The organism is Mesorhizobium silamurunense (assembly GCF_014843905.1).
Taxonomy (GTDB): Bacteria; Pseudomonadota; Alphaproteobacteria; order Rhizobiales; family Rhizobiaceae; genus Mesorhizobium; species Mesorhizobium silamurunense.
Genome location: NZ_LPVS01000249.1, coordinates 1 through 16611, shown reverse-complemented (window position 1 = coordinate 16611; position 16611 = coordinate 1). Strand labels below are relative to the sequence as shown.

Genomic DNA, 16611 nt, shown 5'->3' with positions numbered 1-16611 from the left:
GTCACCCATGTCTTAGGTACAAACCGTTACCTATGTCTTCGGGCTGTACACGAGCCTGGGCGGAGCATCTCGTGGGATTTGTGTCGGGTGAGAATGGGCCTGGTTAGGTCTGTCGAGATTCAGGTCAGGCCGGCTCTATGCCCAATGCCCAAGCACAGCCGCCAGCGAGATCGCGACCATGGCAAGCAGCGCCAGCTTCCAGAAATCGCTGCGGCGCTTCAGCCCCGGCCAGCCGAGCGGCTTGATGATCTGGATCAGCATGATGCCGATGATGACAAGGGCGAGAAGTTTCGTCATGCCGCCTTTGATCAGTATCGCCAGCGGCTGTCAAAGCGGTTCTTGAGGCTTCCGGCAGCCGCATCGCTCCTGACAAACAACCGGGTTGCCCAGGGCCGCGCCAATCTTTCCAAGGCCTGCTCCGGGCGCTTGCCAGGCTCCTGACAGACTGCTGTCAGCAGGGGTGTGAGATACTCCTCTCATCGAAAAAGAGGAGTCTGGTCATGAACGGTTTTACGATACTGCGTAGCGTGCAGCACTATGTCGGCAAGATCCGCACCGTGCGGAACGAGATCCGCACCCAGCGTTTCCTAAACACTTTACCGGCGGACATTCGCAAAGACATCGGTTGGCCGGACCTTTATAATGGTCGCGTGCGTGAGAACTGAAATTTTTCGGCGCATGACTTGGATAGCGGCCGTGCCGCGCCCAGATGTAATGTCGGTTGAAACGCTGGGTTTCAGGAAAGACGCCGTTGTCTCGTGGTGGAGTGGCTGCAGCCTCCTGACAGTATGTTGTCAGGAGGCCTGCGTTATTGAAGCAGTTTCAAACCTGCGGGAACCGATTTTGGGACCGCGGCATGCATAGAACCGAAACCAAGGGGTCAAACGATGCGCCGCGCCGACAGGCTCTTTCAGATCGTCCAGCATCTGCGTGGCGGCCGGCTGGTCACCGCTCAGAAGCTCGGCACGTGGCTCGAGGTTTCCGAGCGAACGATCTATCGCGACATAGCCGACCTGCAATCGACCGGCGTGCCGATCGACGGCGAGGCGGGTGTCGGCTACATGATGAGGGAGGGTTTCGACCTTCCGCCGCTGATGTTCACGCGTGACGAGATCGTGGCGTTGGTTGCCGGCGCTCGCATGGTGCGTGCCTTCGGCGGCGCAGCGATGGCAAGGGCCGCCGACGAGGCGCTGGTCAAGATCGGCGCCGTGCTGCCCGACACGGAAAAGGACCGCATCGCCCGCACCGAGATCCACACGCCGATGTGGGTGGTGAGCGATGCCGCGCGGGAAGCGATCGATCTGATCGAGCGCGCCATCGAAAAGCGCCAGGTGCTGACCATCGATTATTCCGATGAAGCCGGACGTGGCACCGCGCGCGACATCCGGCCCTTGGGCCTGTGGTTCTGGGGCAAGGTTTGGACCTTGGTCGCCTGGTGCGAGATGCGCGACGATTTCCGCGCCTTCCGCATCGACCGCATCGCCTCGGTGGTGATTGCCGGCCGCATCTTCAAGCCGGAGCGCGGCAAGCAGCTTGCCGATTTCTACCGCGCCGTGGAGCGCAGCGAGGATTACGGCATGGCCCCGGACCGCGCCGCGCGGACATAGGTCCTCCCAAGCGACTGTCCGATAAAAAAGCCCGCTCAAGGCGGGCTTTTTTATCGAGTGTGGAACTGCTTATTCTTCGTCCTCGGGCTTGTCCTTCGACTTCAGCGCCGAAAGCTTGGCGAAGACGGCGTTGGCATCGAGCTCCTGGTCCTCATCTTTCGGCTTTTCCGGAGCGGGCACAAGCCGTTCCGTCAGCGCCGCCGGAAGCAGCGTGTCGCCGGCGACCGGCTGCGCCTGTTCGCGACCGCGCGAGGCGCGGTTTACTTCCAGGTCGAGGTCGATCTGCGAGGTCAGGCCCAGCGTCACCGGATCCATTGGCTGCAGGTTGGCCGAGTTCCAGTGCTTGCGCTCGCGGATCTGCTCGATCGTCGATTTGGTCGTGCCGACCAGCCGCGCGATCTGCGCGTCCTTGAGCTCGGGGTGGTTGCGCACCAGCCACAGGATGGCGTTCGGCCGGTCCTGGCGCTTCGACAGCGGGGTGTAGCGCGGCCCCTTGCGCTTCGACTCCGGCACCCGCACCTTGGGGTCGGACAGTTTCAGGCGATGGTTCGGGTCCTTCTCGCCGCGCGCGATCTCGTCGCGGGTGAGCTGGCCGGTCATGATCGGGTCCATGCCCTTGATCCCCTGCGCCGACTCGCCGTCCGCGATTGCCTTGACCTCCAGCGGATGCAGCCCGCAGAACTGCGCGATCTGCTCGAAGGAGAGCGCGGTGTTGTCGACCAGCCAGACGGCGGTCGCCTTGGGCATCAGCAGCGTATTGGCCATTTCAAAAATCCTTCTCGTTCGCCCGCGTTCCCGCGCGGGCGGTGGTTTTAGAGCCACCAAAATGGGAAATTCGCGGCCTGTATAAACGCTCCGTCACGATTTCGCAATGTTTTTGGGAAAGGCACGCCAGGCGACCCGAAAAAGACAAAACCCGCTGGACGGGGTCCAGCGGGTTCGGAACCGGAGACGAGCAAGCGTCTGCGACGGCTCTGGCTTCGAGGCCGCAGCCCGGCCTTGCGGCCGGGTCGCGCTTGAAATCAAAGAGCCTGGCGGGCGATACGCTCAATGTCGGCGCGGTTGATGCCGAGGTCGTTCAGCTGCCGGGCGTTCAGCTTGTTCAGCTCACGCACGGTCTCGTTGTAAAGGCGCCAGTTGCGGAAAGCGCGGATCGGGTTCATGTCAGTCCTCCATTCGTGGGGTCAATTGTTTCGATGCCGCGTAAATAGGCACCCTTGCCCACAAATTGAACGGACGCTTTTGCATGGCGGCAATGCATTTTGTGCATTGCAGCATTAAGCTTTATTGAACCTGTCGCTGGCGGTGCGCCTAGGATGTGTCGGATTCAGGTCAGGCCGAGCCGAAAATGGTGGCTACCGAGAACCGGAGCGGAGCGTACTTAACGCACATATGAGCACCGGAAGCGCAGGAAGCCGTCATTTGCAGGCCGGCATCACCTGAATCTCGGCGCATCCTAGCCGACGTCGAGCACGATCTTGCCGATATGCTCGCCCTCTTCCATGCGCTCATGCGCTCGCCAGGCTTCCGTCAGCGGGAAGATCATGTCCATGACCGGAGCGACCTTGCGGGTGCCGAGCAGCGGCCAAACCTGGGCCTCGAGAGCAGCCGCGATGGCCGCCTTGAATTCGACGGTGCGTGGCCTGAGCGTCGAGCCGGTATGGACAAGGCGTTTGACCATCAGTTTTGAGAAGTCGGCGGTCGCGACGGCGCCGGCCTGCACGGCGATCTGAACGATGCGACCTTCAACTGCCGCCGCCGAATAATTGCGCCCCACATAGTCGCCACCGACCATGTCGAGGATGACATCGGCGCCATTGCCGCCGGTCGCGTCCTTGACCTCGGCGACGAAGTCCTGCTCGCGGTAATTGATCACCCGGTCGGCGCCGAGCTTCAGGCAGGCATCGCATTTCTCCTTGCTGCCGGCGGTGGTAATGACATAGGCGCCGAACGCCGAGGCCAGCTGTATGGCGGTGGTGCCGATGCCGGATGAGCCGCCATGGACGAGCAGCGTCTCGCCCTTCTTCAGCCCGCCGCGCTCGAAAACATTGTGCCAGACGGTGAAATAGTTCTCCGGCACGGCGGCGGCCTCCGAATAGGTGAAGCCTGCCGGGATCGGCAGCACGCTGCCGGCATGGACCTTGACATATTCGGCATAGCCGCCGCCCGGTGTCAGCGCGCAGACCCGGTCGCCGATGCGCCAGCGCGATATCTCGTCGCCGAGCGCGGCGACCTCGCCAGCCGCCTCGAGACCGGGCAGGTCCGAGGCGCCGGGCGGCGGCGGATAGGCGCCCTGGCGCTGCTGCACGTCCGGCCGGTTGACGCCGGCGGCGTGCACGCGGATGAGGACCTCGCCGGGACCAGGCACCGGCACGTCGCGCGTCTCCGGCTTCAGCACCCTGGGGCCACCGGGCTGCGAGATCGCGATGGCCGTCATCCTTGCCGGAATCTTCTGTCCGCTTGCCATGGTGTCCCGTCTCCTTGTGCCGGTTCGTTGCTGCCGGTCGTTTGCATCGGCGCCCTTGCCCTATGTATGCTGATTGCCAAATCAGGCAAATGGCCAAGTGAGGGAGGAGCGACGATGGCGATCTTCGACGACGAACCCAAGAAGAAGCCGCGCCCGCACGAGATCGGACAGGATCTGTCGCTGCTGTCGGTCGACGAGTTGTCCGAGCGCATCGCCCTGCTGCGCGAGGAGATCGCCAGGCTGGAAGCAGAGCGGGCTGCCAAGGGCACCACCAAATCCGCCGCCGAGGCGCTGTTTCGCCGAGGATAATCCTGGCGGCGTGCCCGCCCGCCCCGGAAAAGCCTGAAAGCGACTGCCAGACCTTCCCTCTGAAACAGACCTGCGCTTTGAAAATTCCAGCCGGATCAGCCCATGTTCGCAACCTATCGACCGATCCTCTCGCTGCTGCGCGGCACCGCGTTCCTGCTGGCGGCCTCCGGCCTGCATGGCCTGCTTTTACCGCTGCGCGGCCAGGTTGAAGGGTTCTCGACCGCCTCGCTCGGCCTGATGGGCACGGCCTGGGCCGGCGGCTTCGTCACCGGCTGCTTCTTCGCGCCGCGGCTGGTGCGCCGCGCCGGCCATGTCAGGGCGTTCGGCGCCTTCGCCGCCTCCGGCGCGATCATCGCGCTGCTCACCGGCCTCATCATCGACGAGTATTTCTGGATCCTGCTGCGCGCCTTCACCGGCTTCACCATGGCCGGCGCCTTCATGGTCATCGAAAGCTGGCTGAACGAGAAAGCCACCAACGAGAACCGCGGCACCGTCTTCGGCCTCTATATGATGGTCACCTATGCCTCGATCATGGGCGGCCAGATGATCGTCGCCGGCGGCGACGTGAAATCGGCCTCGCTGTTCATGATCACCGGCATCCTGTTCTGCCTGTCGCTCATTCCGACCGCCGTCTCGACGCAATCGCATCCGAAGCCGCTGCAGGACGTCAAGCTCGACGTCAAAGGGCTTTACGCCAATTCGCCGGTGTCGGCGGTAGCCTGCGTTTTGATCGGCATCGCCAATGGCGCCTGGGGTACGCTCGGCGCCGTCTATGGCGCCCGCATCGGCATCTCCACCGCCGAGATCGCGCTGATGATGAGCCTGGTGGTCGTCGCCGGCGCGGCCATGCAGCTCCCTGCGGGGCGGCTTTCCGACACCACGGACCGCCGCTTCGTGCTGGCCGGCGCCGCCTTCGGCGCGGCGCTTGTCGCGGTGCTGATCTTCCTGATCGAGCCGCATTCGGGCGTCTTCGTCATCGTGCTGACCGCCGCCTATGGCGCCTTCGCCTACACGCTCTATTCGATCGCCGTCGCGCATGCCAACGACCACGCGCGGGCGGAGGATTTCGTCAAGGTTTCGGGCGGCCTGCTTCTGCTCTACGGCTTCGGCACGATGATCGGGCCGCTGCTTGCGGCGGCGCTGATGGGCTGGCTGCGCCCCGAAGCGCTCTTCCTTGCGACCGCGCTCGCCCATCTCTGCCTTGCCGGCTACACGCTGCTGCGCATCCGCGCCCGCGCGCCGGTTCCGATCGAAAACCGCGATGCCTTCAAGACGCAGCCGGCCGACCGCGCTGTCACGCCGGAAGCCTTGCGGCTCGACCCGCGCACAAAGGTTGAAGCCGATAGTTGAGATTTGGAAAACTTTGCCTCACAAATAAGGCATGATTTTTTCCGACGCTTTCGTGGCGATAGCCGATCCCAACCGGCGCTATCTCTTGGAAGAGCTCCGGCGCGGTCCGAAGACGGTAAACGAATTGGCAGCCGGGTTGCCCGTTTCACGCCCGGCCGTCTCCCAGCATCTAAAGGTGCTGCTCGACGCCGGCCTGGTCAAGGCCAAGGCGGAAGGCACCAGGCGCGTCTATGCCGTCAGCACCGCCGGCTTCCTCAGGCTCAACATCTGGCTCGACCAGTTCTGGGAAATGTCGCCTGGAGAATGAGCAGGAGCGTTGATAGCGCCCAGGTGACGATAGACGCCGCCAACTGAAGACCTCAGTTCGCTCCCGCCAGCGCGGCACCGAGCGCGTCGAGCAGTTCGCCCGTCCCGTGCTCGCGTGTGTCGGGCGTATCGTGGCCGTCGAAGAAGGCCCCCTGCTCCGTCATGACAAGTCGCGTGCCCTTGCCTTCCGCGATAAGCTCGATCGTCGCGAGCGACACCGAGACGCGGGTTTCGCCGAACAACAGCTCATAGCTGTAGACGATGCGCTGGTTCGGCACGATGTCCTGATAGACCGCGTTGAAGAAATGCATCTGCCCATCGCTCGGACAACCGGCGTTCACTTCCTTGCCGCCGATGCGAAAGTCCATTTCATGCCGGCTGGGCTGCGGATTGTCGGGATCGACGAACCAGCGCTTCTTGGCCGCCGGATCGCTCAGCGCGAAATAGACCTTTTCGGGCGCCGCCGGATAGACGCGCTCGATGACGAAGGTGGAATGGACGACGGATCGTTCGGTCATGACGGCTTTCCTCGGTTTTCGTCTTTGGTTTCGGCGAGAAAATCGCCGAGCCGGTCGAGCCGGCGCTCCCAGGCGAGCCGCCGCTCGTTGATCCAGTGCTCGGCAGCCCTGAGCGCCTTCGGCTCGATCCGGCAGGTGCGTACCCGGCCGAGCTTCTCGGTGCTCACCAGGCCACTCGCCTCGAGAACGTTGAGATGCTGGACGACGGCCGACAGCGACATCGCCAGCGGTTCGGCCAGCTGGCTGACCGAGGCCGGCCCGCGCGACAGCCGTTCCACCATCTGGCGCCGCGCCGGATCCGCGAGCGCCTGGAACATCAGGTCGAGCTGGGCGGGATCGTGCAGCATGGTGGGCTAACCGTTGTTATAGGGGAAGAGCTTGAAATAGGGCTGCGCTTCCTCGATCACGCGGGAGAAGGCCGGCCGTTCGAGCAGACGGTCGTGGTAGCGTTTCACGGCAGGGAACCTGTCGCCGAACGGCTCGACCTTATTCGCATAGAACAGCGCCGGCGAAGCGGCGCAGTCGGCCATGGTGAAAATCTCGCCAACCGCCCAGGTCTTGGCCTGCATCTGCTTTTCGATGATGGCGTAGGAATTGCGCAACTGCGCGCGCGCCTCCTCGACCCCGAACGGATCGGTCTTGTCTTGTGGCCGCAGCCGGTCGCCGACGATCTTCTGCATCGGCTCCTGCACGTAGAAGTCGTAGAAGCGGTCGGCCTGGCGGACCTTGATGGCAAGATCGATGTCGGCGGGGATGAGCTCGACCGGCCCGGGGTAATAGGCCGCGAGATATTCGATGACGATGGTCGATTCCAGCACGGTGCGGTCGCGCGCGTCATCGCGCAGGGCCGGCATCTTGCCCGTCGGCGAAACCTTCAGGAAGGCCGCGCGCGATTGCTCCTCGCCGAGATCGACGATCACCGGCGTGAAGGGCGTGTCGTTCTCGTAGAAGGCGATCAGCGGTTTCCAGCAGAAGGAAGCGAGCGGATGGAAATGCAGCGTCAGGGACATTTTTTTCCTGTCGTCGGGCGTCGAGGCAATACTGAAGTAATCACTTAACTATTTTCATAAACCGCCGGAGTCAAGGCTGGTCCTCGCCGGCTAGAGCAATTCCAGGAAAAGTGTGAAGCGGTTTTCCGTCCGGAATTGCGTCAAAACAAAGAGATAGAGCGGTTCGGCGTTTCCGTGAAACGGTGAACCGCTCTAGCCATGCATCGCGATGGCTTCGACGATTTGCGGCCAGTCGTTGCGGTGCAGCTCGTGGCCGCCGCCTTCGATCCGCACCAGCCTGGCGCCGGGAACCGCATCGGCAAGCGCCTCGCCGTGCTCGATCGGGAAGAGCGGATCGGCGGTGCCGTGGATGACGAGCAGTGGCGCCGTCAGGTCCCTTATCCGCCGCTCCGGACCGCCACCCTTGAGCAGGAAATGGTTGGAGGCGCTGGCGAGGCCGCCGGAACGGTCGTAATCCTCCTCGATCATCGCGCGTGTCCGTTCGCTGTCGAACGGATGCCGGGTGCTGCCAAGTGCCCGCGCGTCCTTGACCATGAAGTCGAGCACCTGTCTCCGGTTCGACCAGTCGAAATCGGCGCCTTCCGCGGAATGCTCCTTGTAGGCCTGGCTCGTGCCGGGTAATCCGGACGTATCGACGCCGAGCGGCGAGCTGGAGATCACGGTGAGCGCGCTGACGCGCGTCGGATATTTCAGCGCCGCGATCTGCGCGATCATGCCGCCCATAGACATGCCGACGACATGCGCCTTGCGGATGCTGTGGTCGTCGAGCACGCGGACTGCATCGTCGACCATGTCCTCGAATGCATAGGGCGGCTCGCCCGGCTTGTATTTGGTCGAGAGACCAGTATCGCGATTGTCGTAGCGGATGACGAAGCGGCCGCGTTCGGCAAGCTGCCGGCAGAAGGCTTCCGGCCACCAGAGCATGGAGGCCATGGCGCCCATGATCAGAAGGATCGCTGGATCGGACGGATTGCCAAAGGTTTCCGAGACGATTTCGGGGCGCGGCAAAGCGGTCATCCTTCTCTCCTTTTCAATCCGATTGCATTTTGCAATCAGTTGCTGCACGATAATCAAACCGATATCATAATGCAACCGGTTCTTTGGAGACTGTCATGAACACCGAGCATCGCTCCGGCTGCCCGATCAATCTGTCGCTCGAGGTCTTTGGCGACCGCTGGAGCCTCATCATCCTGCGCGACATGATCTTCGGCGGCAGGCGCCATTTCCGCGAATTGCTCAACGGATCGCTGGAAGGCATCGCCTCCAACATCCTGGCCGACCGGCTGAGGCGGCTGATGGAGCTCGGCCTGCTGACCAAGGCCGACGATCCCAGCCACAAGCAGAAGGCGATCTACAGCCTGACCGAGATGGCGATCACCCTGGTGCCGATCATGGCGCATCTCGGCGCCTGGGGTCGGGTGTGGCTGCCGGTCAGCGAGGAGCTGTCGATCCGCGCCGAGCTCCTCGAAAAAGGCGGTCCGCCGCTGTGGGAGCAGTTCATGGACGAACTGCGCCACGAACACCTCGGCGCGCCGGTGAAGACGCCGCCGGGCACGCCGACCGTGCGCCAGCAACTGCAGGCAGCCTATGAAGCCGTGGTCGCCAGGAAAGCCGAAGCAGCCACGGCGTAAGGCGGCTTCTGAACTGGCTCAGTTCAGGTTGATATCGCGGCTCGCCGACCGCATCGACACCGAGAAGCCGGCGAGCACGTCGAACAGCGCGATGATCATCAGCGTGAAGAACACCGAGTGCGCCGCGCCCTTCACCAGCAGGAATTCGACCAGGAAGGCGATGAAGACCAGCGTCGACAACAGATGATCCAGGATCGACGCATTGGTCGTGCGCACCGATTTTGAGATCTCGACGAACAGGAAGATCAGCCCGATCAGCACCATGAGGTCGCCGAGCGTCATCGAGAAGACGCCGCCCGACATCATGTGGAACGAGAACATCTCGGTCATCCATGGATCGTCGCCGCCGCCGAACAGCCCGAGCAGTCCGAGATTGTAGAGGACGAAGGGCACGATCAGCAGCGGGATGGCACCGAACATCTGGGCGTCTCCAATGAGGCACCCTTTTGTAAAATCCGCGGCAGGCGCGCCGTCAAGGTTTTTCGGCGGCAGCGCCGAACACGCTCTAAGACCTAATGAAATAACGATGTCAGCCGGTTCCCGGCCGACATCTTCTCGCCTACATCGCTGGCGTACGGCCTAACGCTTGAAGTAGCCGGCGCGCACGGCAGCACCAATAACGTTGAGGATGATGTTACCGGCCGTGATCGCGGTTATCTCGTTGACATCGCGCGACGGCGCGATCTCGACGATGTCCATGCCGACCAGTTTGCCCTTGGCGATCAGCCCCTTGATCAATTCGATCGTCTGCCGGTAGCTGACGCCGCCAGGTGACGGACCTTCGACCGCGGGCATCACTGCGGGATCCAGGCCGTCGGCGTCGATGGTGAGATAGTAGCGGCCGCGGTCGGGAATGCGCTCCAGCAGCGCCGCAGTACCGATATCCTGCCATTCGTTGGCGGTGATGATGTTGGAACCATAGGCGCGTGCTGCTTCCACCTCCTCGACGCGGGCGCTGCCTTGGCCGCGAATGCCGAGTTGGAAGATCTTGCCGATATGCGCCATCTCCGAGGCGCGGCGAATGGGGCTTGAATAGCCTTCCCTGACGCCGTTGACGTTGTCGCGCCAGTCTAGATGGGCATCGACCTGCACCAGCGTGATCGGACCCTCGCCGTCTAGCGCTCGGAAGATTGGGATCGGAATGCCGTGATCGCCCCCAATGGTGATCGGCATCGCGCCGGTCGTGCGGATCTTGCGGATCGCAGCCTCGGCCAGCCCGTAGTGGCCCCTGTGGTCGGCCACGCTTCCGGGAATGTCGCCGGCGTCGACTACTTTTATGTCCTGGCCATCGAACAAGGTGCCGCCGATGTCGAAATCGTAGCGGTCGAGCCCGAGGCTGATGCATTGCGAGGCCCGCCGCACCGCGGTCGGCGCGTTGGTCTGGTCATTGATCAGCTCGTCGAACGTATAGGGATCGCCGTAGGGCATGCCGATGATCGCGACATCGGCCTTCAGCGCGTCGAGGTCCTCGACCAGCGGAAAGTTCATGAACGTCCGGAAGACATCGCGCGGCGCGGTGGTGAGCTTAGACATGTGGTTCCTCCGCCTCGATGCCGTTGGGTGCTGACGCCGGGCCCTGCCTGCACCCATCACCCCGACGTGGCGGGACATGGCGTCGACCATGTTGAGGAGATACAGCACCTCGGCCCCGGCGGATATTGCCACCAGCGCCGCGTTCTTTGGCATAGGGAAACACGCTGCCCCGGCCAGCCTGAGGCTTAAAACGGCACAAACGCAAAAAGACCGGCCAGAGGCCGGTCCTTCGACATGTCACAAACCGTGGAAGCTTCTCAGCTTTCCTTCGGCTCCAGCACCTGGCGGCCGCGATACATGCCGGTCTTCAGGTCGATGTGATGCGGGCGGCGCATTTCGCCGGAATTCTTGTCCTCGACATAGGTCGGGGCCTTGAGGGCGTCGGCCGAGCGGCGCATGCCGCGCTTCGACGGAGAGGTTTTTCTTTTTGGAACGGCCATGGATATGCTCCATTAGATGGTCAAAATGCCCCGGCAACCCTCGCGAAAGGGCCGCATCGAGGCCATAATCTGAGAAAGTCGGGTGCCTATACACGCCTAGCGCCGTTTTGGCCAGCGCCGCTCGCGAAATTTTTTGAGCCGGCGCCGCTTCACCCTAATCCAGGCAACCCACATACGCTCCGGACCTGCCCGCGCGCCGCTCGATCAGATTGGCGAGCCGCCGCAACCCCGGCCCCGGCTTCGCCGGATTGCGCGCGATCGGGTTGGGCAGGCTGACGGCAAGTAGTGCTGCCTGCCGGCGCGACAATTGCTTGGCCGAGACGCCGAAATGATGCTGCGCGGCGGCCTCGATGCCGTAGATGCCAGGTCCCCACTCCGCGATGTTGAGATAGATCTCCATGATGCGACGCTTCGACATCACCGCATCGAAATAGACGGCTAAAGGCAGTTCGACCACCTTGCGTACGCTGCCCAGCGGCCGCGACCATAGGAACAGGTTCTTCACCGTCTGCATGGTGATGGTGGAGGCGCCACGCGTCGCCTCGCCGGCAAGCGCATCGTCGACCACGCCGCGCAATTCGCCGAGATCGACGCCGCGGTGGAAGCAGAACTGCCCGTCCTCCGACATGATCACCGAATGCATGAGCACCGGCGCCACGTCATCGATCGACACCCAGCGCCGGTCGTAGCCGGAGAAGGTCGCGAGGTCCTTCAGCATCAGCGTCGAGACAGGATGCACAAAGGGCGGCAGATAGAGGAAGGTGAGCACGACCGGGATCGCCGCCAGAACCATCGCCGCGACCAGGCAGCGCCGTCCAAGGCGCTTGAGACCGGCGCGGTTCAGGCGCCGCGGCCGCGCCATGTCCAGCCCTTCGCTTTCATATTCGACGATCGGTTCCGTCAAGCCGCCCCACCCGTGCCACCCGCTACTCCGGCATAATGGCGCGAGGCTTCTTGCGCAATGTCTGAGTGTCGGCTACCGGTCCCAGCCATGATGAAAGACGACCAAATGGCCTTCGAATCCGCGCTTTTCGCGCGCGCCGCCACGGTCGAGGCGCTGCTGCGGCAGGTCCTCGATCCGCGCCCGCTTTCCGGTGAGATCGCCCGGCCGGAGCGCCTGATGGCGGCGATGCGCCATGGCGTGCTCAACGGCGGCAAGCGGCTCCGCCCTTTTCTGGTCATGGAAAGTGCGGCGCTGTTTTCGGCGGATAACGAGGCGGCGATGCGCGTCGCGGCGGCGCTCGAATGCGTGCATTGCTATTCGCTGATCCATGACGATCTGCCGGCCATGGACGACGACGATCTGCGCCGCGGCCAGCCGACCGTGCACAAGGCCTTCGACGAGGCGAACGCAATCCTTGCCGGCGACGCGCTGCTGACGCTGGCTTTCGACATCATCGCCGACGAGGCGACCGCGCTGCCGGCCGAGCGCCGGGCAACACTTGTGCTGGCGCTCGCCCGCGCCAGCGGCGCCGGCGGCATGGTCGGCGGCCAGACGCTCGACCTCGAAGCCGAGCGCAAGCGCCCGGACGAAGCCGGTATCATCCGCCTGCAGGCGATGAAGACCGGCGCGTTGATTCGCTTCGCCTGCGAAGCCGGCGCCATCGTCGCCGGAGCGGCGCCCGCCGATCGTGAAACACTGGCGGAATTCGGCTCGGCGATCGGCCTTGCCTTCCAGCTCGCCGACGACCTGCTCGACCTCACCGCCGATGCTGAGCAGATGGGCAAGGCGACGAAGAAGGATGCCGCCGCCGGCAAGGCGACGCTTGCCGCCCTGCATGGCACCGACTGGGCGCGCGAACAGCTCCACGGCCTCATCGACCAGGCGCATGCGCTGCTGGAGCCTTATGGCGAGCAGGCGGATATGCTGAAGGCGGCTGCGACTTTCGTGGCAACGCGCAACAGCTGAGTGTCAAGCGTAGGCGACGGTGGTTACCCCGGTCGGCACCGTTCCGGTCTCTAAAGCCTTGCCTCGGCGAAAATGCGGGATGCCCACTCCAGGAAGGCGCGTAGCCGTGGAGCGAGCTGCCGGTTCTGCGGATAGAGCGCGAACAACGGCGTGGGAGTCGGCGGAAAATCCTTGAGCACCTCGACCAGTGTCCCGTCCGCCAGATCCTTTTCGAGTCGATAGCGTGGCGCCTGCAGAAGCCCAAAGCCCAACCGCGCCAACTCCGCCGCCGTATCCGAATTGTTGACCCTCACCCGGCCCGGCAACGCAATCCGATGCACCTTGGCGCCGATCGTGAACTCCAGCGGCAGGACCTCGCCGGTGCGCGAGGAGACGAAACCGATGGCCTGGTGGCCTTCCAGCGCCTCGGGTGATGCCGGCACCCCGTGGCGCGTCAGATAGGCTGGGCTCGCGCAGGTGACTTCGCCAATCATCGCCAACCGCCGCATGATCATGCCGCTGTCCTGCGGTTGGCCGGCGCGAATGACGCAATCGACGCCTTCGCGCACCAGGTCGACCAGCCGGTCGCCCTGGCCGATATGGAGATCGATCTCAGGATAGCGTTCGAGGAACGCAGGCAACTGCGGCAGCAGGAATCTTTGCGTGAGCAGCGGATGCGCATCGATGCGAAGCAGGCCGCGCGGTTCGGCGCTGCGGAACCCGGCCTCGGCATCCTCCACTTCGCCGAGGATTGAAAGGCAGCGCTCGTAATAGGCCTGCCCATCGAGCGTTGTGGCGACGTGACGCGTGGTCCTGTCCAGCAGCCTTGTTCCGAGATGGTCTTCCAGCTGCTTGATCGCTTCGGTCGCAGTCGAGCGCGGCAGGCCGAGATCGGCTGCTGCCGCGGTGAAATTGCGCCGCTCCACCACGCGAACGAACAGCCGCATCCTGTCGAGTCGATCCATATTTCGATTGTTCGCTCTATCCGAATACTGCTGTCAATAGCGGGCTGATTATCCGGGAGGTGCGACCGTCTATATCCGCTCGACAACAACGAACGGAGATCAATCATGCAGAAGACAAGAACGGCGATCGTGACCGGCGCGTCGAGGGGCATTGGCGCGGCGATCGCCAAACGGCTCGCCCAGGGCGGCCTTGCCGTCGTCATCAACTATGCGCGCGGCAAGGACGCCGCCGAGGAGGTCGTTTCCGCCATCGAAGCCGCCGGCGGTACCGCTCTCGCGGTCCAGGCCGATATCGGAGAACCGGGCGCCATGGGCACTTTGTTCGATGCGGCTGAAAGAGCCTTCGGCGGGGTCGACATTCTCGTCAACAACGCCGGCATGATGAAGCTGTCGCCAATTGCGGAGACCGACGACGCCCAGTTCGAACGCCAGCTAGCCATCAATCTCGGCGGGACGTTCCGGGGCATGCGCGAAAGCGCCCGGCGCCTGAACGAGGGCGGACGCATCATCAACTTCTCTTCCAGCGTGGTGGGCTTCTACCAGCCTGCCTACGGCGTGTACGCCGCAACCAAGGCTGGCGTCGAAGCCATGACGCGTATTCTGGCCAAGGAACTCGGCCCGCGCCGCATCACGGTCAATGCCGTCGCGCCAGGTCCGGTCGAAACGGATCTCTTCACGGACGGCAAGAGCGCCGCGCAGATCGAGGCGATAACGAAACTCATTCCGCTCGGTCGCCTTGGCCAACCCGACGACATAGCCGGGCTGGTCGCCTTCCTCGCCGGTCCGGACAGCCAATGGGTCAACGGCCAGGTCATCCGCGCCAATGGCGGTGCTATCTAGGAGGCGAATGTGCAGCAGACAATCCTCATCACCGGCGCGTCGAGCGGCTTTGGTGCCATGACGGCGAAGGCGCTCGCCAGAGCCGGTCACCGGGTCTATGCCTCGATGCGCGATCCGCAGGCGCGTGGCGGCGCCGCGGCCGCCGAAATGGAAAGGCTGGCGCGCGACGAGAAATTGGCGCTTGGCGCCATCGCGCTCGACGTGCTGTCGGAACCGTCGATCGAGGCTGCCGTCAAAACCATCCTCACGGAAGCCGGCAGGATCGACGTCGTCATCCATAATGCCGGCCATATGGTGTTCGGACCGACCGAAGCCTTCACGCCGGAGCAACTGGCGGCGCTCTACGACGTCAATGTCATCGGCACCCAGCGCGTCAACCGGGCAGTCCTTCCCAACATGCGCTCGCTCGGCCAGGCCCTCATGATATGGATCGGATCGACCAGCACGCGTGGCGGGACGCCTCCGTTTCTCGCGCCTTACTTCGCCGCCAAGGCGGGCTTGGATTCGCTGGCACAAAGCTACGCGCTGGAACTTGCCCGTTTCGGCATCGAGACGAGCATCGTGGTGCCGGGCGCCTTCACCAAGGGCACTGAGCATTTCGCCCATTCAGGCAAGCCCGCCGACGCCGAGCGTGCGGCCGCCTATTGGTCTGGACCTTATGCCGGCGTGGATGATCAGGCACTCAAAGGTCTTGCCGGGCTGGAACCCGCCGATGCCGATCCCTCGGAAGTCGCTCGTGCCATCGTCGATCTCGTCGCCATGCCGCATGGTCGCCGGCCGTTCCGTGTCCATATCGATCCGTCCGATGACGGCGCGACCATCGTCAATGGCGTCGCCGACCGCGTCCGGGCGCAGCTTCTGGAGCGCATTGGCCTCGTCGACCTTCTCCATCCAGCACTGTGAAATCCAATCCGAAAGGAACCCCGGAAATGCCCTTTGCCAACTTCAAGACGCCCGAAGCCGCCCTCACAAAAGCGCAGAAGGAAGACCTCGTCCACAGGACCACGCAGATGTTCGTCGACTATTTCGGCGAGGGTGTGCGTCCCTACACCATGGTGCTGATCGAAGAAGTTCCCGATGGAGGCTACGGCCGCGCCGACGAAGTCTTCATTCTTCCCGACGCCTATCGGGCGAAGGATGCTGCCTGATTTGAACAAGGCGAGCCGCTCGTTGCGCGGCTCGCTTTTCCGAGCGAATGCAATGGTCTATTTTTGATTCGCGGACACGACGTTCTCGGTTGATCCGCCCCAAACCGCAAGATCGGTCGAGCACGTTACGGCTATGAGCGACTAGCTGATGCCGCCAGTGGCGATCATGGAGCACTGGGGCGACCGGGCGACGCTCGGGAACACCATCCAGCGGTTCATCGCCTGGCGCAAGGCCGCCGGTTTGCCGCCCGAGACAAGCCCGACCTTCACCGTCTTCCGTTCCGAGAGGAATCCCGCGGTCCCGGCCGAATACAGCATCGACATCTGTGTCGGGACCAGCCGATCGAGGCGAATGACGAGCAGATGAAGGCGGGTGTGATCCCCGGCGGACGCTGCGCGGTGCTACGCGTCAACGGCGCTTCCCACAATCTGGAGCCCGCCGCGCTCTATCTCTATCATGATTGGCGCTACATTTGTGGCGATGCGCAACAGCGGACCGCGTGGCGAATTCAGGCCGCCATTCGCCACCAGTTCTCCAGTGACCGCAGTGGGCCGAAGAACGAACCCGCTGCGCGGGATGGGCGCGTGTGGTGAGGTAG

The 16611-nt window shown here is 63.6% G+C and carries 23 protein-coding genes and 1 pseudogene; 11 read left to right on the top strand and 13 right to left on the bottom strand.

The window, feature by feature from the left end:
• Nucleotides 1–135 precede the first annotated feature (135 nt).
• Nucleotides 136–297 (bottom strand): hypothetical protein, encoded by a 162-nt coding sequence (locus AU465_RS34250; RefSeq protein ID WP_192257604.1) that lies wholly within the window; start codon nucleotides 295–297, stop codon nucleotides 136–138.
• 203 nt (nucleotides 298–500) lie between these two features.
• Here AU465_RS34250 and AU465_RS34245 point away from each other — a divergent pair, with 203 nt between their 5' ends.
• Both AU465_RS34245 and AU465_RS34240 read left to right on the top strand, forming a co-directional pair.
• Entirely contained in the window at nucleotides 501–665 is a 165-nt protein-coding gene (locus AU465_RS34245; protein ID WP_082953649.1) for a hypothetical protein, read from the top strand.
• Nucleotides 666–887: 222 nt separating this feature from the next.
• Nucleotides 888–1607: a helix-turn-helix transcriptional regulator gene (locus tag AU465_RS34240; RefSeq protein WP_192257602.1), complete on the top strand. Its 720-nt coding sequence runs from the start codon at nucleotides 888–890 to the stop codon at nucleotides 1605–1607.
• A gap of 69 nt (nucleotides 1608–1676) precedes the next feature.
• Here the strand turns inward: AU465_RS34240 and AU465_RS34235 are convergent, their stop codons facing one another.
• The 3 genes from AU465_RS34235 to AU465_RS34225 form a co-directional block, all read right to left on the bottom strand.
• Complete coding sequence (locus AU465_RS34235) at nucleotides 1677–2372, bottom strand: DUF1013 domain-containing protein (protein ID WP_192257600.1); 696 nt, start codon at nucleotides 2370–2372, stop codon at nucleotides 1677–1679.
• A 257-nt stretch (nucleotides 2373–2629) separates the two neighbouring features.
• On the bottom strand, nucleotides 2630–2770 hold the full coding sequence (locus AU465_RS34230) for a DUF1127 domain-containing protein (RefSeq protein ID WP_095778147.1): 141 nt from the start codon (nucleotides 2768–2770) through the stop codon (nucleotides 2630–2632).
• A 293-nt stretch (nucleotides 2771–3063) separates the two neighbouring features.
• Nucleotides 3064–4074, bottom strand: coding sequence for an NAD(P)H-quinone oxidoreductase (locus AU465_RS34225; RefSeq protein ID WP_192257598.1), 1011 nt, complete (start codon nucleotides 4072–4074; stop codon nucleotides 3064–3066).
• A 114-nt stretch (nucleotides 4075–4188) separates the two neighbouring features.
• Here AU465_RS34225 and AU465_RS34220 point away from each other — a divergent pair, with 114 nt between their 5' ends.
• The 3 genes from AU465_RS34220 to AU465_RS34210 all read left to right on the top strand — a co-directional run bounded on the left by AU465_RS34220 (nucleotide 4189) and on the right by AU465_RS34210 (nucleotide 6040).
• Nucleotides 4189–4383, top strand: a complete 195-nt coding sequence (locus AU465_RS34220; protein WP_192257596.1) for a DUF1192 domain-containing protein — start codon at nucleotides 4189–4191, stop codon at nucleotides 4381–4383.
• A 102-nt stretch (nucleotides 4384–4485) separates the two neighbouring features.
• Nucleotides 4486–5733: an MFS transporter gene (locus AU465_RS34215; RefSeq protein WP_192257594.1), complete on the top strand. Its 1248-nt coding sequence runs from the start codon at nucleotides 4486–4488 to the stop codon at nucleotides 5731–5733.
• Between the two features lie 31 nt (nucleotides 5734–5764).
• A complete protein-coding gene (locus tag AU465_RS34210) occupies nucleotides 5765–6040 on the top strand; it encodes an ArsR/SmtB family transcription factor (protein ID WP_192257592.1) in 276 nt (91 codons plus the stop codon).
• A 52-nt stretch (nucleotides 6041–6092) separates the two neighbouring features.
• Here AU465_RS34210 and AU465_RS34205 read toward each other — a convergent pair whose 3' ends face one another.
• The 4 genes from AU465_RS34205 to AU465_RS34190 form a co-directional block, all read right to left on the bottom strand.
• Complete coding sequence (locus AU465_RS34205) at nucleotides 6093–6557, bottom strand: SRPBCC family protein (protein ID WP_192257590.1); 465 nt, start codon at nucleotides 6555–6557, stop codon at nucleotides 6093–6095.
• On the bottom strand, nucleotides 6554–6904 hold the full coding sequence (locus AU465_RS34200) for an ArsR/SmtB family transcription factor (protein ID WP_192257588.1): 351 nt from the start codon (nucleotides 6902–6904) through the stop codon (nucleotides 6554–6556). Before AU465_RS34200 ends, AU465_RS34205 begins: the two co-directional genes overlap by 4 nt.
• A 6-nt stretch (nucleotides 6905–6910) precedes the next feature.
• Nucleotides 6911–7567, bottom strand: coding sequence for a glutathione S-transferase family protein (locus AU465_RS34195; RefSeq protein WP_192257586.1), 657 nt, complete (start codon nucleotides 7565–7567; stop codon nucleotides 6911–6913).
• Nucleotides 7568–7759: 192 nt separating this feature from the next.
• The gene (locus tag AU465_RS34190) at nucleotides 7760–8584 is read right to left on the bottom strand and encodes an alpha/beta fold hydrolase (protein WP_192257584.1); all 825 of its coding nucleotides are present in this window, start codon (nucleotides 8582–8584) and stop codon (nucleotides 7760–7762) included.
• Nucleotides 8585–8679: 95 nt separating this feature from the next.
• On the opposite strand from AU465_RS34190, the gene AU465_RS34185 reads away from it, so the two are divergent.
• Nucleotides 8680–9198 (top strand): winged helix-turn-helix transcriptional regulator, encoded by a 519-nt coding sequence (locus tag AU465_RS34185; protein WP_192257582.1) that lies wholly within the window; start codon nucleotides 8680–8682, stop codon nucleotides 9196–9198.
• A gap of 18 nt (nucleotides 9199–9216) precedes the next feature.
• Here AU465_RS34185 and AU465_RS34180 read toward each other — a convergent pair whose 3' ends face one another.
• The 4 genes from AU465_RS34180 to AU465_RS34165 form a co-directional block, all read right to left on the bottom strand.
• Nucleotides 9217–9618: a hypothetical protein gene (locus AU465_RS34180; RefSeq protein ID WP_192257580.1), complete on the bottom strand. Its 402-nt coding sequence runs from the start codon at nucleotides 9616–9618 to the stop codon at nucleotides 9217–9219.
• Between the two features lie 159 nt (nucleotides 9619–9777).
• Nucleotides 9778–10731: an agmatinase gene (locus AU465_RS34175; RefSeq protein WP_192257578.1), complete on the bottom strand. Its 954-nt coding sequence runs from the start codon at nucleotides 10729–10731 to the stop codon at nucleotides 9778–9780.
• A 257-nt stretch (nucleotides 10732–10988) separates the two neighbouring features.
• Nucleotides 10989–11171, bottom strand: a complete 183-nt coding sequence (gene rpmF / locus AU465_RS34170; protein ID WP_006203806.1) for a 50S ribosomal protein L32 — start codon at nucleotides 11169–11171, stop codon at nucleotides 10989–10991.
• A gap of 154 nt (nucleotides 11172–11325) precedes the next feature.
• Nucleotides 11326–12033 carry a transglycosylase domain-containing protein gene (locus AU465_RS34165; protein ID WP_192257606.1) on the bottom strand — a complete coding sequence of 236 codons (708 nt, stop codon included), beginning with the start codon at nucleotides 12031–12033 and terminating at the stop codon, nucleotides 11326–11328.
• A 129-nt stretch (nucleotides 12034–12162) separates the two neighbouring features.
• Here AU465_RS34165 and AU465_RS34160 point away from each other — a divergent pair, with 129 nt between their 5' ends.
• Nucleotides 12163–13080 carry a polyprenyl synthetase family protein gene (locus AU465_RS34160; RefSeq protein WP_192257576.1) on the top strand — a complete coding sequence of 306 codons (918 nt, stop codon included), beginning with the start codon at nucleotides 12163–12165 and terminating at the stop codon, nucleotides 13078–13080.
• A 50-nt stretch (nucleotides 13081–13130) separates the two neighbouring features.
• Here AU465_RS34160 and AU465_RS34155 read toward each other — a convergent pair whose 3' ends face one another.
• Nucleotides 13131–14024: a LysR family transcriptional regulator gene (locus AU465_RS34155; protein ID WP_192257574.1), complete on the bottom strand. Its 894-nt coding sequence runs from the start codon at nucleotides 14022–14024 to the stop codon at nucleotides 13131–13133.
• Nucleotides 14025–14129: 105 nt separating this feature from the next.
• Between AU465_RS34155 and AU465_RS34150 the strand changes: the two genes are divergently transcribed.
• From AU465_RS34150 to AU465_RS34135, 4 genes and pseudogenes are all read left to right on the top strand, one after another.
• Entirely contained in the window at nucleotides 14130–14864 is a 735-nt protein-coding gene (locus AU465_RS34150; RefSeq protein ID WP_192257572.1) for an SDR family oxidoreductase, read from the top strand.
• Nucleotides 14865–14921: 57 nt separating this feature from the next.
• Nucleotides 14922–15767: an SDR family oxidoreductase gene (locus tag AU465_RS34145; protein WP_210325387.1), complete on the top strand. Its 846-nt coding sequence runs from the start codon at nucleotides 14922–14924 to the stop codon at nucleotides 15765–15767.
• A 26-nt stretch (nucleotides 15768–15793) separates the two neighbouring features.
• Nucleotides 15794–16012, top strand: a complete 219-nt coding sequence (locus tag AU465_RS34140) for a tautomerase family protein (protein WP_192257568.1) — start codon at nucleotides 15794–15796, stop codon at nucleotides 16010–16012.
• A gap of 154 nt (nucleotides 16013–16166) precedes the next feature.
• Nucleotides 16167–16495 (top strand): annotated as a pseudogene (locus AU465_RS34135) (AraC family transcriptional regulator); the annotation flags it as partial.
• Nucleotides 16496–16611 lie beyond the last annotated feature (116 nt).